14 protein-coding genes are annotated in these 15,609 nt (G+C 37.0%); 10 read left to right on the top strand and 4 right to left on the bottom strand.

Annotation, left to right across the window (positions count from 1 at the left end; genetic code table 11):
• Positions 1–98: 98 nt before the first annotated feature.
• The 3 genes from BBH99_RS22990 (at position 99) to BBH99_RS14390 (ending at position 3,842) form a co-directional block, all read left to right on the top strand.
• Positions 99–1,784, top strand: coding sequence for a M23 family metallopeptidase (locus tag BBH99_RS22990; protein WP_066697032.1), 1,686 nt, complete (start codon positions 99–101; stop codon positions 1,782–1,784).
• Positions 1,785–1,870: 86 nt separating this feature from the next.
• Positions 1,871–3,163, top strand: a complete 1,293-nt coding sequence (locus BBH99_RS14395; protein ID WP_066697030.1) for a phenylacetate--CoA ligase family protein — start codon at positions 1,871–1,873, stop codon at positions 3,161–3,163.
• 67 nt (positions 3,164–3,230) lie between these two features.
• Entirely contained in the window at positions 3,231–3,842 is a 612-nt protein-coding gene (locus tag BBH99_RS14390) for a hypothetical protein (RefSeq protein WP_066697028.1), read from the top strand.
• 34 nt (positions 3,843–3,876) lie between these two features.
• On the opposite strand, the gene BBH99_RS14385 is transcribed toward BBH99_RS14390, so the two are convergent.
• Positions 3,877–5,127 carry an NAD(P)/FAD-dependent oxidoreductase gene (locus BBH99_RS14385; protein WP_066697026.1) on the bottom strand — a complete coding sequence of 417 codons (1,251 nt, stop codon included), beginning with the start codon at positions 5,125–5,127 and terminating at the stop codon, positions 3,877–3,879.
• 98 nt (positions 5,128–5,225) lie between these two features.
• Between BBH99_RS14385 and BBH99_RS14380 the strand changes: the two genes are divergently transcribed.
• The 7 genes from BBH99_RS14380 (at position 5,226) to BBH99_RS14350 (ending at position 13,532) form a co-directional block, all read left to right on the top strand.
• Positions 5,226–6,746, top strand: a complete 1,521-nt coding sequence (locus BBH99_RS14380; protein ID WP_066697024.1) for an HAL/PAL/TAL family ammonia-lyase — start codon at positions 5,226–5,228, stop codon at positions 6,744–6,746.
• A gap of 71 nt (positions 6,747–6,817) precedes the next feature.
• A complete protein-coding gene (gene fabG, locus BBH99_RS14375; protein WP_066697022.1) occupies positions 6,818–7,549 on the top strand; it encodes a 3-oxoacyl-ACP reductase FabG in 732 nt (243 codons plus the stop codon).
• Between the two features lie 111 nt (positions 7,550–7,660).
• Positions 7,661–8,881 carry a beta-ketoacyl-[acyl-carrier-protein] synthase family protein gene (locus tag BBH99_RS14370; protein WP_066697020.1) on the top strand — a complete coding sequence of 407 codons (1,221 nt, stop codon included), beginning with the start codon at positions 7,661–7,663 and terminating at the stop codon, positions 8,879–8,881.
• Between the two features lie 4 nt (positions 8,882–8,885).
• The gene (locus BBH99_RS14365) at positions 8,886–9,140 is read left to right on the top strand and encodes an acyl carrier protein (protein ID WP_047377388.1); all 255 of its coding nucleotides are present in this window, start codon (positions 8,886–8,888) and stop codon (positions 9,138–9,140) included.
• A gap of 105 nt (positions 9,141–9,245) precedes the next feature.
• A complete protein-coding gene (locus tag BBH99_RS14360; protein WP_066697018.1) occupies positions 9,246–10,130 on the top strand; it encodes an LpxL/LpxP family acyltransferase in 885 nt (294 codons plus the stop codon).
• A 179-nt stretch (positions 10,131–10,309) separates the two neighbouring features.
• Positions 10,310–11,827, top strand: a complete 1,518-nt coding sequence (locus BBH99_RS14355) for a phytoene desaturase family protein (RefSeq protein WP_066697016.1) — start codon at positions 10,310–10,312, stop codon at positions 11,825–11,827.
• 10 nt (positions 11,828–11,837) lie between these two features.
• Positions 11,838–13,532: a C45 family autoproteolytic acyltransferase/hydolase gene (locus BBH99_RS14350; protein ID WP_394333797.1), complete on the top strand. Its 1,695-nt coding sequence runs from the start codon at positions 11,838–11,840 to the stop codon at positions 13,530–13,532.
• Positions 13,533–13,569: 37 nt separating this feature from the next.
• On the opposite strand, the gene BBH99_RS14345 is transcribed toward BBH99_RS14350, so the two are convergent.
• Genes BBH99_RS14345 through BBH99_RS14335 form a run of 3 tightly spaced genes read right to left on the bottom strand, consistent with a single transcriptional unit; the run spans position 13,570 to position 15,600 of the window.
• The gene (locus tag BBH99_RS14345) at positions 13,570–14,742 is read right to left on the bottom strand and encodes a DUF2062 domain-containing protein (RefSeq protein ID WP_066697014.1); all 1,173 of its coding nucleotides are present in this window, start codon (positions 14,740–14,742) and stop codon (positions 13,570–13,572) included.
• Between the two features lie 4 nt (positions 14,743–14,746).
• Entirely contained in the window at positions 14,747–15,223 is a 477-nt protein-coding gene (locus BBH99_RS14340; protein WP_066697010.1) for a hypothetical protein, read from the bottom strand.
• The gene (locus tag BBH99_RS14335) at positions 15,220–15,600 is read right to left on the bottom strand and encodes a 3-hydroxyacyl-ACP dehydratase (protein ID WP_083188839.1); all 381 of its coding nucleotides are present in this window, start codon (positions 15,598–15,600) and stop codon (positions 15,220–15,222) included. Before BBH99_RS14335 ends, BBH99_RS14340 begins: the two co-directional genes overlap by 4 nt.
• Positions 15,601–15,609 lie beyond the last annotated feature (9 nt).

The following is a 15,609-nucleotide window of genomic DNA, read 5'->3' as shown; positions in this document are numbered from 1 at the left end:
CCACGTCATCTGTGGGAAAATAAACCAAGTTAGAGCACTATAGCACGATCATTGCTTGAAATCTCGTATATTTAAGTAGAACTAAACCCAAATGCTGTATGAAAATCTTTCCCAAACTGATGGTTGCTATTTGTTTTATCCATACAATCATCACACAGGCTCAAAATTACCCTCAAAACTATTTCCGCAATCCACTGAATATTCCTATGCAACTGGCTGCCAATTTCGGAGCAGTACGAACCAATCATTTTCACATGGGATTGGATCTAAGGACGAACAGCCAGGAAAATTTATCGGTATTGGCTGCAGCTGATGGGTATGTAAGTAGAATAAAAGTGGAACGTTATGGTTTCGGAAATGCAGTATACATTACACATCCCAATGGCTTTACTACCGTGTATGCTCACTTGAATAAATATTTTGATAAGCTTGACGAATATGTAAAGGAGAAGCAATATAAAGACGAAAAATGGGAACAGGATATCACATTTCAACCAGGACAATTTCCGGTTACAAAAGGTCAGCTCATTGCTTTAAGCGGAAATACCGGAGGCTCAGCAGGTCCTCACTTACATTTTGAGATAAGAGATACCAAAACCGAAGAATGTCTTAATCCTCTGCTGTTTGGATTTAATATTCCCGACTCTGTATCACCTATTATCAGTGGACTGTATTGGTATGATCGCAGATTCAGTACCTATGAGCCTGGAGCAAACGGAATTCCTGTTAAAAAAGTAGGAAATACTTACACTGCAGATGTTGTAAGAGTGAATTCTCCGATGATAAGCTTTGGAATTAAAGCTGTAGATAAAGCCAACCAGGGTTTTAATCTGGGAATTTATAAAGCCGAATTATTAATGGATGGAAAGTTAATCTACGGTTTCAGTATTGATAAAGTAAGCTATGACGACACCCGCTATCTGAACGGCTGTATAGATTACACCAAGTTCAGCAGGGATAAAGTAGGAATTCAGCATTTGTCTGCATTACCGGGGATGAAGCTGCAAAACTACAGCACGCCCAACCTGTCGGGAATTATCAATCTTCAGGATGAGAATATTCATACGATTGAAATTGTTTTAAAAGATGTAAAAGGCAATACCAGTCGGCTAACCACAAAAGTTCAGCTGAGTAATGTTGGGAGTGGAATTACTTCTTCAGGGAAAACAATTTTACCCAACGAAGGAAAAACGCTTACTACTGAAAATGCGGAAATCAGTTTCAGTAAAAATGCATTATATGATGCTGTAAATTTCAGTATGTATGAAAAAAGCAGTAGTGATGGTAATGCTGTTTCCAACACAATCGTTTTACAGAATCCATATCTTCCGGTTCAGGATTATTATACTGTAAAAATTAAACCTAACAGAAAACTTTCCAAGGAAGAAAAAGATAAAGTAGTAGTTTTATTTAATTACGGAAGTGATAAAGATGCCGTAAAAGCAAAATGGAATGGAGATCAGGCAGAAGCACAATTCAACAGATTGGGTACTGCAGAATTGATATTGGATAACAGCTTACCATCAGTTTCTTCAAACTGGAAAGACGGAGCTATTGTAAGTGGTGGTTCTTTACGATTAAAAGGAAGCACAAAAGTGGGTGATATTGTTTCATTCAGAGCGGAACTTGATGGGAAATGGCTGCGGTTCGCCCGTGTAAAAAATGATTTTGTCTATATTTTTGACGAAAGATGTCCAAAAGGTTCAGGTTCGCATACTTTAAAAGTGACTACCATTAACAGCGCAGGAAATGCCAATACACAAAATTTTACATTTCAAAGGTAAATGACTGGGGAAGGCATAATCTTTTGATCTTTTACTGTTTCAATCCTTTAATTTTAAATAAATTTGTCCTTTAAAAATTAAAATCATTGGAATTTCATCCGCTCATCGAAAAATCAAGTACTCAGGAAATCAAGGCGTTTCAGGAAGAAAAACTTCAGCAGCTTCTGGCTTATCTTGAAGGAAATTCACCTTTTTATCAGAGACTGTTTACAGAAAATAATATCAATATTGCAGAGATCCGTACATTGGAGGATCTTCAGAAGATTCCTACCACAACAAAAAATGATCTTCAGCAAAATAATCATGACTTTTTCTGTATTACTCCGGATAAAATTGTAGACTATAGTACAACTTCCGGAACGTTAGGAGATCCGGTAACCTTTGGCTTATCTGATAGAGACCTTGAAAGGCTGGCTTACAATGAAGCTATATCTTTTGCCTGTGCAGGAATTCAGAAAGGGGATGTGGTGCAAATGATTACAACGATTGATAAACGTTTCATGGCGGGACTTGCCTATTTCTTAGGATTAAGGAAAATGGGGGCAAGTGTTGTGCGAATGGGACCTGGAATTCCTGAGCTACAATGGGATTCTATTTTCAGATATAAACCGAAATACCTGATTACAGTTCCTTCATTTTTATTGAAAATGATAGATTATGCCGAAAAACATGGCCTGGATTATAAAAATTCAAGTGTTTATGGAGCGGTATGTATAGGGGAGAGTATTAAAAATCAGGATTTTACGGATAATATCCTTTCGCAGAAGATTAAAGAAAAATGGGATATAAAACTATTTTCCACGTATGCTTCTACAGAAATGAGTACAGCTTTTACAGAATGCGAGTACCAGATTGGAGGTCATCAACATCCTGAACTTATCATCACAGAAATTCTTGATGATGAAGGAAACCTTGTTAAAGAAGGTGAAAGTGGTGAACTTACCATTACAACTCTGGGTGTAGAAGCAATTCCTTTGTTGAGGTTTAAAACCGGAGATATTGTAAAAGCCCATTATGAACCTTGTCAATGTGGAAGGAATACAATGAGATTGGGGCCTGTCATCGGAAGAAAACAGCAAATGATCAAATATAAGGGCACAACGCTGTATCCACCTGCAATGAACGATATTCTGAATGATTTTAATAATATTCTGTGTTATCAGATCGTGATCCAGGCTAATGAGATCGGGTTGGATGAAATTATCATCAAATTAAGTACAGATCAGGAAAATGAAAACTTTGTAAATGAAGTAAGAGATCATTTCCGTGCCAAATTAAGAGTAAGCCCTAAAATTGAAATCATTGATTTTGATATTCTGTCTAAAACTGTTTTTAATCCCAATAGCAGAAAGCCAATTACTTTTATTGATCTTAGATAGATTAAATTAAAAATACAGATCAAAAAAGTCATTTTTTCTAATATCTTTGCCGCTTAACTATAAAATTATGAAAAGATTATTTCTGCTGATGCTTACCATTATGGTAACAACAGTAGCATTTGGACAGGAGAGAATGAGCGTAGTCTCTGGAAATTTTGAGGTTTTAAAAGATCAGACTGAAGTGAATGTAGAAGTTCAATTTGAGAATGTATTATTTATGAAGGAAAATATTACAGAAACTCAATACCTGGAAAACAGAAAAAAACAAGTGTTGGAAAACCCTAAACGAGGTGAAGAAGCATGGAAAACATGGATTGCAGAATGGGAGAAGTATAAAAAAGAAGAGTATGTTCAATATTTTGCAAATGGTTTAAATAAAACCTACAAAGAAATTTCCTTTAAAAAGGATAATGCTGCAAAATATACGCTGCTTTTAGATACAAAATGGGTGTTCCCGGGTTGGCATGCAGGATTGACGGCAATGACAGCAGAAATAAGTGGAACTATAAAATTGGTTGAAACCAATAATCCTTCAGTTGTTTTAGCAGAAGTAGCACTTAACAAGTTTGATAGGTTTGTTCATAATGATCAGTTTGTAATGGAATATGGCAGAATTGCCGCAGCCTATGAATCAGTAGGAAGAACTTTAGGAAAAAAAATGAAAAAATCATTGAAATAAAAAGGAAAACGGTCTGAAAATTCAGACCGTTTTTTTATTCTTGAGTTTGCTCTTTCTCCAGTTTGATGAGGTTGGCAAGATTCTTAATTACCGTATCATGCTTTTTCACAAAAGGATTGTCTTTGTTCCAGACATATCCGGCCAATACGGCGCAGATCTTTTTCTTCACATCCGGGTTTTCCGGTTGGTGGAAGAATAATTCCTGAAGATTTCCGGTATACCATTCCTTTACGTAAGTGGTGAAAACATCTACACCATATAAAATATAATCGGAGTATTCTGTTTGCCAGTCGATTTTCTCACCATTTAGCTGTCTTAATGCTAATTTAGCAGCAAGCATTCCGGATTCTGTAGCAAAAGCCATTCCTGAAGAAAAAACCGGATCAAGGAATTCCGAAGCATTTCCGGTTAAGGCAAATCCTTCTCCGAATAATTTTTTTACAGAACATGAATAATCTTTCAGATGTTTTGGTTCAAAAAGAAATTCCACATTGCCAAAACGCTTTACATAATATTCTGAAAGGGAAATTGCTTTTCTTAAAGCCTCTGTAGGATCTCCGTTTTCAGATAATTTGTCGATATATTCAGTGGGACCTACAATCCCTAAACTTGTATTTCCATTGGAAAAAGGAATCACCCAAAGCCATACTTCAGTTTCAATAATATCAAAAGAAATTAAAGTCCCTTCTTCACCAGGTTCTCTGTTGATATCATTTACATGAGAAAAGATAGCCGAGTGCGGAGATAATTTTGAAGGTTTTTCAAGATCCAAAAGACGGGGTAAAACCCTTCCGTAACCACTTGAATCAATAACGAACTTTGCATGGATCTCTTTTGTTTCTCCATCTTTAGTTCTTACGGTTGTGATAGAGTCTGTTCCATTAAATTTGATGTCGATAACTTCTGTTTCAAATTCAAGATCAATACCTTTATTGATGACTTCCTGAGCAAGTGTATTATCAAAGTCAGCTCTAGGAACCTGCCAGGTCCAATCCCAGCCTTCTCCAAATTTATTACTGAAATCAAAAATGCAGACTTCATTGCCGCGAAGGAAACGGGCACCTAGTTTCTTTTCAAAGCCCATTTTATCCAGCGCAGGGAAAAGTCCCGCCTCGTCAAAGTGGTCCATTACCCTTGGAATTAAGCTTTCACCAACTACCAGTCTTGGGAATTTTGTCTTTTCAACAACTTTTACGCTGACGTTATTGTTCTTTAAGTACGAAGAAGATACGCATCCGGAGGGTCCTGCTCCGATTACAAGAACGTCAACAAATTCTTTGCTCATCTTTGATTTTTTATTTTAATAATAACTTTTATCTTTGCCGCAAAATTAGTGACAAATAATTAATATTTTACAAAATTATCAACTATTACTTTTAATTGATGAAAATAAATAACTTTTTAGAACTGAAAGACTTTCAAAAAATTATCATTGAGAATGAAAAAATAGAACTGGATGAATCACTTTTATCAAGGGTGAATACAAGTTTTCAGTTTTTAAAGGAGTTTTCAAAAAATAAAGTAATATACGGTGTGAATACCGGTTTTGGGCCAATGGCTCAATTCAAGATCAGTGATGAAGATACGCACCAGCTTCAGTATAACCTGATAAGAAGCCACTCTTCGGGTATCGGAAATCCTTTGCCTGCTGAAGAAGTGAAAGCTTGTATGCTGGCAAGAATGAATACCTTATCATTAGGAAATTCAGGTGTGCATGAATCTGTTATCTATCTTCTTCAGCAATTGATCAATAGAGATATCATTCCATTGATCTTTGAGCATGGAGGAGTAGGAGCAAGTGGTGACCTTGTTCAATTGGCACATCTTGCATTGGTACTGATTGGAGAAGGTGAAGTATTCTATAAAGGAGAAAGAAAGTCTACCAAAGATGTTTTTGAAACAGAAGGATTAGAACCCATAAAAGTAGAAATTCGTGAAGGTCTTGCCTTAATGAACGGAACTTCTGTAATGTCAGGAATCGGTATTGTTAATGCTTATAAGGCAAATCAGTTGACAGATATTTCCATTAAGCTTTCCTGTGCCATCAACGAGATTGTTCAGGCTTATGATGATCATTTATCAGAAGCATTAAATGGAACCAAAAGACACTACGGTCAGCAGAAGGTTGCAGAAAGAATGCGTGCCCACCTTGCCGACAGTAAGCTGATCAGAAAAAGAGCAGACCATTTGTATACCCACTTTGAAGAACAGGAAAAAGTATTCAAGGAAAAAGTACAGGAATATTATTCTTTAAGATGTGTTCCACAGATTTTAGGCCCGGTATTGGATACTTTGGAATATACTGAGAAAGTTCTTGAAAACGAGATCAACTCTGCGAATGATAACCCAATCATCAATGTTGAAGATCAGCATGTTTATCATGGCGGTAATTTCCATGGAGACTATATCTCTCTGGAAATGGACAAGCTAAAAATTGTGGTAACCAAGCTTACCATGCTTGCAGAAAGACAACTGAACTATCTTTTAAATGCTAAAATCAATGAAATTTTGCCCCCTTTTGTAAATTTAGGTAAATTAGGGTTTAATTTTGGAATGCAGGGAGTACAGTTTACAGCAACTTCTACTACAGCAGAAAGCCAGATGTTGTCTAACCCTATGTATGTTCACAGTATCCCGAATAATAACGATAATCAGGATATCGTAAGTATGGGAACCAATGCTGCAGTGATTTGCAGAAAAGTGATTGAAAATGCCTTTGAAGTATTGGCGATTGAAGCGATTACAATTATTCAGGCTATTGAATATCTTGGTTTCCAGAATGAAGTTTCATCGTCAACAAAAGAGCTGTATGATGAGATCAGAAAAATAATTCCTGCCTTCTCAGATGATATGGTAATGTATCCGTACCTGGAAGAAGTAAAGAAATATTTAAAGGCAATGTAATTATTTGCAATAATAAATTGTCTATAAAACAAGGTAACTTAAAAAAACTAAAACAAAATAAACACTAACGCATGAAATGTGCAATTATAACAGGAGGCTCCAGAGGAATCGGGAGGGCAATCTGTATAAAACTGGCTGAAGAAAAGAACTACCATATACTCATTAACTACACTTCCAATGAAGCTGCAGCAAAAGAAACTTTAGCTAGAATAGTAGAGCTTGGAGCTACAGGTGAAATTCTTAAGTTTGATGTAGGAAATACCGAAGAAGTAAAGGAGGTACTCACAGCATGGCAGGAAAACAATCCTGAAGCAGTGGTAGAAGTGATTGTTAATAATGCCGGAATTACAAGAGACGGTCTTTTTATGTGGATGCAAAAGGAAGACTGGAGTAGTGTCATCAATACCAGCTTGGATGGATTCTTTAATGTTACTAATTTCTTTATTCAAAAATTACTTCGTAACAAATACGGAAGAATCATCAATATGGTTTCAGTATCAGGAGTAAAAGGCACAGCCGGCCAAACAAACTATTCAGCAGCTAAAGGAGCGCTAGTAGGAGCAACCAAAGCCCTTGCTCAGGAAGTTGCCAAGAGAAATATTACTGTAAATGCAGTAGCACCGGGGTTTATTAAAACTGATATGACTCAGGAGTTTAATGAAGATGAACTCAAAGCAATGATTCCTGCCAACAGATTTGGCGAAGCAGAAGAAGTGGCAGATCTTGTAGCGTTTTTAGCTTCCAGAAAATCTTCATACATTACAGGAGAAGTCATTAATATTAACGGCGGAATTTACTCATAAATAATCTAACAATATACCAATGTACCAGTGTACCAATGCTGATTGAATGAATCTCAATGAAAATATTGTTACATTGCTAGACTGATACATTGTTAAATTCAATATCAACACATGGAAAATAGGGTTGTAATTACCGGAATGGGAATTTATTCCTGCATCGGGACGTCTTTAGAAGAGGTCAGGGAATCCCTATATCAAGGAAAATCCGGTATTGTCTTAGATCAGGACAGAAAAGAATTCGGTTTCAGATCAGGGCTTACAGGAGTTGTTCCAAAACCTGATTTAAAGAACCTTTTGAACAGACGCCAGCGTGTAAGCATGGGAGAAGAAAGTGAATATGCTTATCTTGCTACCCTTGATGCACTGAAGCAGGCCAATCTTGACGAAACCTTTTTGGATACCCATGAAGTTGGGATTTTATACGGAAACGACAGTGTTTCTCAGGCCGTGGTAGAGTCTATAGACATTGCAAGAGAAAAAAAAGATACTACTTTGATGGGGTCGGGAGCGATCTTTAAATCAATGAACTCAACCGTAACGATGAACCTTTCTACCATCTTTAAGCTGAAAGGGATCAACCTTACGATCAGTGCAGCCTGTGCCAGTGGTTCACACTCTTTAGGGCTTGCTTTTATGATGATTAAGAATGGGTTTCAGGATATGATTATCTGTGGTGGAGCTCAGGAAACCAACAAATACTCTATGGCCAGCTTTGATGGATTAGGCGTTTTTTCCGCAAGAGAAGACGAACCTACAAAAGCGTCAAGGCCTTTTGATGCTGATAGAGATGGCTTAATTCCAAGTGGTGGAGCCGCTTCTTTAATCGTGGAAAGCCTTGAGTCTGCCCAAAGAAGAGGGGCTCCAATCATTGCAGAAATTATTGGATATGGCTTCTCCTCAAACGGAGGGCATATTTCAACGCCAAATGTGGATGGGCCTGCTTTAGCTATGGACAGAGCCTTGAAACAGTCTGGTTTGAAAGCCTCAGATATCGATTATATCAACGCTCATGCTACTTCAACACCAATTGGTGATGCCAACGAAGCCAAAGCTATCTATCAGATCTTTGGAAGTGAAGTTCCGGTAAGTTCTACCAAATCCATGACCGGACACGAGTGCTGGATGGCTGGTGCAAGTGAAGTTATTTACTCCATTCTGATGATGCAGAACGATTTTGTTGCTCCAAATATCAACCTGGAAAATCCTGATAATGAGGCTCAAAAGATAAATTTGGTCTCTAAAACAAAAAATCAAAAAATTGATGTATTTTTGTCGAATTCTTTTGGGTTCGGGGGAACCAATTCTGCACTAATAGTTAAAAAATTTGATTAAAAACATGGAAAGGGAAAAAATTGTTGCTATTGTTAATGATTTTCTGGTTAACGAATTTGAAGTTGACGGAGATGAAATCAGTAATGATGCCAACCTTAAAAATACACTGGGACTAGACAGCTTGGATTATATTGATATGGTCGTAGTGATTGAATCCAATTTCGGAGTGAAATTAGGAGAAGCAGACTTCAAGAAAATGGTGACATTTGATGATTTCTATACAACGATTGAAAATAAAATCGCTGAGAAAAACGCATAGTTATTAAGTAATCTATATTCCTTACAAGGTACCAATGTAATAATAGAAGAGGACACTCACAGATATTGTTACATTGGTACTCTGTTATATTAGCAAACTGTATTTATGAACAAATGGAAAGGTAAATCTAAAGGGACGGTACTGGGGTACAGAATATTCGTCTGGTGTATTAGAAATATCGGGATCAGAAGTTCATATTTTGTATTGTACTTTGTGGCTGCTTATTATACGATATTCCAGAAAAAAAGCAACCAATACATTCTCTATTATTTCCAGAAAAGGCTGAATCTCGGCTATTGGAAAGCGAAGCGCTCTATTTTTAAAAGCTATTTCACCTTTGGGCAGGTTTTAATTGATAAAACGGCTATTTCTGCCGGATTGCGGGAAAAATACACCTATGAATTTGATGGAATTGAAAACCTGAGAAATCTCTTAGCTGCCAAGAAAGGAGGAGTGCTTATCAGTGCCCACATCGGTAACTTTGAAGTGGCGGAACATTTCTTTGCAGACATTGATTTTGACTGTCAGATCAATCTGGTAACCACAGACCAGGAAGTAACTGTTATTAAAGAATATCTGGAAAGTGTTTCCGTAAAGAAGAGTAATATCAAGTTCATTTATGTGAAAGAAGATATGTCGCATATCTTTGAGATTAATCAGGCTTTATCCAACAACGAACTGATCTGCTTTACCGGAGACCGTTATTTTGAAGGTTCAAAATTCCTTGAAGCCGATTTATTGGGGAAAAGTGCCAAGTTCCCGGCAGGCCCGTTTCTTATTGCTTCCCGATTGGGAGTACCCGTGGTATATGTTTATGTAATGAAAGAAAAAAATCTTCATTATCATTTATATGCAAGGGTAGCTCAGAATATTAAAAACAGAGATTCCCAGGGGCTTTTACAATCGTATGTCCAGAATCTTGAAACCATGATCAAAAAATATCCGCTCCAATGGTTTAATTATTTCGACTTTTGGGATGATATTGATTAATTTTTCTATTTTTATTCCCTAAAAACTAATACAACTCAAAACCATTAAGAAGCCCGGAGAAACTGAGATTCAAAAAAGATATTATATTACCCAAATAGGATTTTATCGTACAGTAATCACAAAATAATATCCAAATTTCTTAAATTCCCAATCTCTTAATTAAAAAAGCACATTCTCCTTTGAAAAAAGAATATGACATACTTGTAATCGGCAGCGGATTGGGAGGTCTTGTTTCGGCTCTTGTTTTGGCGAAAGAAGGCCTGAAAGTTTGTGTGCTTGAGAAAAACAATCAGTATGGGGGAAATCTGCAGACATTTTCAAGGGATAAGCTCATTTTTGATACCGGAGTACATTATTTAGGCGGACTTTCAAAAGGACAGAATCTGAACCGTTTTTTTTCTTATCTGGAGATTATGGATGAGCTGGAACTTCACAAGATGGATGAAGACGGATATGACAGAATTTCCTTCGGTGATGATGCTATTGAATATCCACATGCTCAAGGCTACGAGAACTTTGTAGAACAGCTATCTGCTTATTTCCCTGAAGAAAAGGAGAATCTTGAAAACTATTGTGAAGAAATTCAGTATGTATGCAGTCAGTTTCCGAGATATCATGTAGTGGGAAAGGAGAATTACAACGAAGAGATCCTGCATTTAAATACCAAAAGATTCATTGAATCCGTTACCCAGAATAAAACCCTTCAGGCAGTCTTATTGGGATCTAATTTCCTGTATGCAGGAGATTCAGAGAATATTCCTTTTTATGTTCATGCTTTAACGGTAAACTCTTACATACAAAGCGCCTATAAATGTGTAAAAGGAGGAAGTCAGATATCAAAGCTGCTCATTAGAAGGCTTCGTCAGTATGGAGCTGAAGTTCACAAGCATTCGGAAGTTTCCGAATTTATTTTTAATGAAAAAAATACCCTTATTTCCGTAAAAACAAAATCAGGGAAAGAATATGCCGCTAAGCAGTTTATTTCCAATATTGAAATCCGTTCTACCATTAAGCTGATAGGGGAGAACAGACTGAAAAAATCTTTTCTGAACAGGGTTTTAAGCTGGCAGCCGGTTTCATCATGCTTCAGTGTTTATATTGTTTTAAAACCCCGTTGTTTACCCAATTTTAATTATAATATCTATCATTATTCCTCTGAAGATCAGGTTTGGAATGCATACCATTACCATAAAGAAGCCTGGCCGGAGACTTACATGCTTTCATCTACCCCCGCAAAGCATCATCCTGAATTTGCAGAAAGTCTTACCGCTATTTCCTATATGGATTTTGATGAGGTGAAGCAATGGGAAAATACAGTTAATACTGTTGTGGATGAACATGAAAGAGGAGAACAGTATGAAAAGTTCAAATTGGAAAAAACGGAAAGGATGATTGATGCTCTGGAAAAGAAAATTCCCGGCTTAAAACATGCTATCCAACACATATATACCTCTTCCCCTTTATCTTATCGCGATTATATCGGAAGTTATGAAGGAAATATGTATGGCTATATGAAAAACTCAGATAACCCACTTAAAACTATGGTTTCTCCCCGTACAAAAATTGATAACCTGTTCCTCACCGGTCAATCCGTCAATATGCATGGAATTTTAGGGGTAACGATAGGAGCATTCAATACCTGTGCTGAAATTCTGGGAAAAGAAACTATTGACAGCCGTTTGGACTCAATGACCTAATAAAATAACCGTGAAGAAAACTAAGATCCATAACCTGTCCTATAAAAGGCTTCTCCTATATTTCCTTTTTTCCTGTCTCCTGAGCGCATGTGGAGTGTCTAAATCTGTTCATCACCTTCCTGATGTACATCAATATACACTGGAAATTCCGAAGGTTAATAAAATCAACGACAGCACATTCTCTTATAATCAGAATTTTCTTACTAAAAATAAGCAACAGCTTTGGGAACTTTATATTAAAGGCAATCCTTTGCAATTAGGTTATAACAACGGAGCATTAACTGAGGATCTGATGCAGAAACAGGAGAGTATCTTCTTCTCCAAAGTGGAAAGCTTTGTTCCCTCAAAGTTTAAACAAAAGCTTTTAAAAACCTTCTTGAAGTGGTACAACCGTAAAATGTATCTGAATGTAAGGGAAGATTATCAGGCAGAATTGTATGGTTTGTCCCAATATTCATCTGATCAGTATGATTTTATCGCACCAAGGTATCTGAGAAACCTATATTTACATGGAGCTCATGATATTGGGCATGCCATGCAGGACCTGGCAATGGTAGGTTGTACTTCCCTTGCGGTCTGGAACGAAAATACCGAAGATGGTAGTATGCTGATCGGAAGAAACTTCGATTTTTATGTAGGAGATGAGTTTGCCCAAAATAAACTGGTTGAATTCGTGGAACCAGAAGATGGGATTCCTTATATGTCTGTAAGCTGGCCGGGAATGATAGGAGTCGTTTCCGGAATGAATAAAGAAGGAATTACGGTAACCATCAATGCAGGAAAATCAAGGATTCCTTTAACGGCGAAAACACCTATTTCTTTAGTAACAAGGGAAATTCTGCAATATGCTAAAACCATAGAAGAAGCCATTGCCATTGCTAAAAAAAGGAAAGTTTTTGTTTCAGAATCCATCTTAGTGGGAAGTGCTCATGACAGAAATGCCGTCATTATTGAAGTTTCACCGAAGAGTTTCGGTGTGTACAGGGTTCAGAATAGCAGCAGAGTGCTTTGTACCAATCACTTTCAGTCTGATGCTTATAAAGCTGATAAGAGAAATCAGAAACAGATTGAAGAAAGCCACTCGAAATACCGTTATGAGAAACTTCAGGAACTGTTGCAGGAGGAAAAAAAGCTGACTCCTGAGAAAATGGCTGCTGTTTTAAGGAACCGCTCCGGTTTAAAAGATAAAAGCATCGGATATGGAAATGAGAAAGCATTGAACCAGCTATTGGCTCATCATGCGGTTATATTTTCACCCGAAAAAAAACTGGTTTGGGTATCTTCCAATCCATATCAACTAGGAGAATTTGTATGTTATGATCTCAATGAAATATTTTCAGATAAGGTTTTAAAGCCTAATGATTTTTCAAAATCGCAATTGAATATTCCGCGTGATCCTTTTGCAGACTCTGAAGAATTTGAAAATTATGAAGTCTCCAGAATGGTGAGTAAAGAGATTAATGATGCTGCAGAGAGTAAGGGTATTGTCCTAACAAATGATGCTATCCCTTATTATCAGTCTCTGAATCCTGATTTCTGGAAAGTCTATTTTTTGAGCGGAAAATATTATTATCACAAAAAAGAATACTCAAAGGCAAAGCTAGAGTTTGAAAAGGCCCTTACCAAAGAAATAACCACGGTTCCGGATCGGAGAATGGTGGAAAGATATCTTGATAAGGCCAATAAAAAGATTAAGAAACAATAAAAAGTATAAGCTTCGAAGTGTTTCGGAGCTTTTTATTTTAATTATTCTCAGGATTCAGTTTATTGAGGAATAGAAAAGTACTTATTCCCGCAACGGCAGATAATGTGGTACTCAGGATAAAGCTTCCGATTATATACTGAAGTAGATTATTTTTAATAGATTCAAAATCAATATTTTGAATGACTAGATTACTATCACCATGTACAAACGGTGCACCCAGAAATAAGGAGGCTGCAATAATAAACGGAATAAAAGGCGGTAAACTTACATTGGAAGCTACAAACGCCAGCACTTTATTCAGCTTAAAAAGTACAGATAAACTGATCACAAGCAAAGTCTGGAATCCCCAAAAAGGAGAAAGTCCTATAAATACTCCAAGCGCAATGGAAAAAGCCTTTGTACGGTTGCTTCCGTCGCTTTCCAGCACATCTTCCTTTATGAACCTTTTAAAACTTTTTTTTTTGAAATTATTCACGAAGTTCCTCGGAACAATGTAGAACAGGGTAATCGTAACCAAAATCGTATTCAGAATACTGATCCGGGTAAAATCCTTAAACGGTCTGAAATGAGAAACACGCTCTGCAGGATCATAGAGAACCTTGATGGGAACATTCTTTACCGGAACGTGTCTCCAGGCTGTTCTTACGATAATCTCAATTTCAAATTCAAACTTAGGAGTAAAATATTTCTTTGGAATTTTGTGTAAAGGATAAAGTCGGTATCCGGATTGGGTATCTTCCAGCTTAATTCCGGTTTCAAACCAGAACCAGAAATTGGAAAACCGGTTTCCGAAACTGCTTTTCTTTGGAATCCCGTCCTGGGACATGTTTCTGTTTCCAATCAGAAGAACATCTTCATCTTCCTGAAGAAGTGCTTCTACAAATACAGGAATATCGTCCGGATAATGCTGCCCGTCAGAATCAATAGTTATGGCATGATCATAACCCAATTCTTTTGCTTTTCTGAAGCCTGTTTTAAGCCCGTTTCCCTTTCCTTTATTCTCAGATAAGGAGATTACCGTAATCTGAGGATATTGGCTAAGGATCTGAGCGGTGGAATCGGTGGAGCCATCATTCACCACAATAATACTTTCGGTGTAATCTAAAACGCCGTCAATTACCCTTCTCAGGGTCTTTTCATTATTGTAGGTAGGTATTAAAACACAGATCTTCCTTTCGGAAATTGCATTTTGTACTTCAGCAAGGGACATGTTTTTATTTTAAAGTGGCTCTTTCCGCCTCGGTAATAGTTTTAGACTGCATCGCAAACCTTTTGATATAGTTTTTTAAGGCCGCATTCTGTTTGCTGTAATTATTCAGAAGAAAGGCTTTGTCATCTTTTAAGCTTCCTCTGTAACCCACAATTTTAGGGATGTTTTCCTGAACACTTAGTCTTATCAGACGCAGTTCTGCATTATTAGGATTGCTTTTAATGATCCCTTCAAGGTTGGTTGCTCCTGTTTTTACCAGCGCTTTTCTGTTTCCTTTGGAAACTTTGGCTTCCATAATTTTGGCTGCTGCTTTGTAGCCTAAAGTTACCGGATCAGAACCCGATTGCTTCTCTGCAACTTCAATAAAGCTGGATGTATTGGCACTGGAATCATTGGCTTTGGCATAGCTGTTCCTCAGTGCTTCAAGATCAGACTGAAAGAAAAATAAGAATGCCGCTATGAAGGATAGAATAAGTTTCATGACATTAATTTTTTATAGCTTACAGACAGTTTCAATGCAATAGTCTCGCCAAAAGAGGTTGAATTTTTTACTTTAACATCCTCACCATCTTCTGTAATATCCAACTGAAGTTTAAGATCAGGAGTTTCAAAAGGGTTGATAATGGCCATGAATTTTACATTCGAAGCTGTTTTTAAAAATAATTTTGAACCTGTAAATTCTTCTGTCAGTTCCTTAATGATCTGCATCATACAAACTCCCGGAGTCACAGGGTTTCCAGGAAAATGTCCCTTGAAAATATCGTGATCCTTATTTAAATGGATATGGGCGGTAAAGCTTCCGTTTTCTGCTTTGTCGTATGATGTTAAAGTATAAAAATCTGTAAGAATGGTCTGCATGATCTTATT

The organism is Chryseobacterium contaminans, assembly GCF_001684955.1.
Taxonomy (GTDB): domain Bacteria; phylum Bacteroidota; class Bacteroidia; order Flavobacteriales; family Weeksellaceae; genus Chryseobacterium; species Chryseobacterium contaminans.
The sequence above is the reverse complement of the archived record's forward strand: the minus strand, read 5'-3'. Positions and strand labels throughout refer to the sequence as shown.

What these genes read in the sequence shown, in the direction of transcription:
- BBH99_RS22990 (WP_066697032.1), top strand. Translation starts at nt 99, where the DNA reads ATGAAAATCTTTCCCAAACTGATGGTTGCTATTTGTTTTATCCATACA.
- BBH99_RS14390 (WP_066697028.1), top strand. Translation starts at nt 3,231, where the DNA reads ATGAAAAGATTATTTCTGCTGATGCTTACCATTATGGTAACAACAGTA.
- BBH99_RS14385 (WP_066697026.1), bottom strand. Translation starts at nt 5,127, where the DNA reads ATGAGCAAAGAATTTGTTGACGTTCTTGTAATCGGAGCAGGACCCTCC.
- BBH99_RS14380 (WP_066697024.1), top strand. Translation starts at nt 5,226, where the DNA reads ATGAAAATAAATAACTTTTTAGAACTGAAAGACTTTCAAAAAATTATC.
- fabG (WP_066697022.1), top strand. Translation starts at nt 6,818, where the DNA reads ATGAAATGTGCAATTATAACAGGAGGCTCCAGAGGAATCGGGAGGGCA.
- BBH99_RS14370 (WP_066697020.1), top strand. Translation starts at nt 7,661, where the DNA reads ATGGAAAATAGGGTTGTAATTACCGGAATGGGAATTTATTCCTGCATC.
- BBH99_RS14365 (WP_047377388.1), top strand. Translation starts at nt 8,886, where the DNA reads ATGGAAAGGGAAAAAATTGTTGCTATTGTTAATGATTTTCTGGTTAAC.
- BBH99_RS14360 (WP_066697018.1), top strand. Translation starts at nt 9,246, where the DNA reads ATGAACAAATGGAAAGGTAAATCTAAAGGGACGGTACTGGGGTACAGA.
- BBH99_RS14345 (WP_066697014.1), bottom strand. Translation starts at nt 14,742, where the DNA reads ATGTCCCTTGCTGAAGTACAAAATGCAATTTCCGAAAGGAAGATCTGT.
- BBH99_RS14340 (WP_066697010.1), bottom strand. Translation starts at nt 15,223, where the DNA reads ATGAAACTTATTCTATCCTTCATAGCGGCATTCTTATTTTTCTTTCAG.
- BBH99_RS14335 (WP_083188839.1), bottom strand. Translation starts at nt 15,600, where the DNA reads ATGCAGACCATTCTTACAGATTTTTATACTTTAACATCATACGACAAA.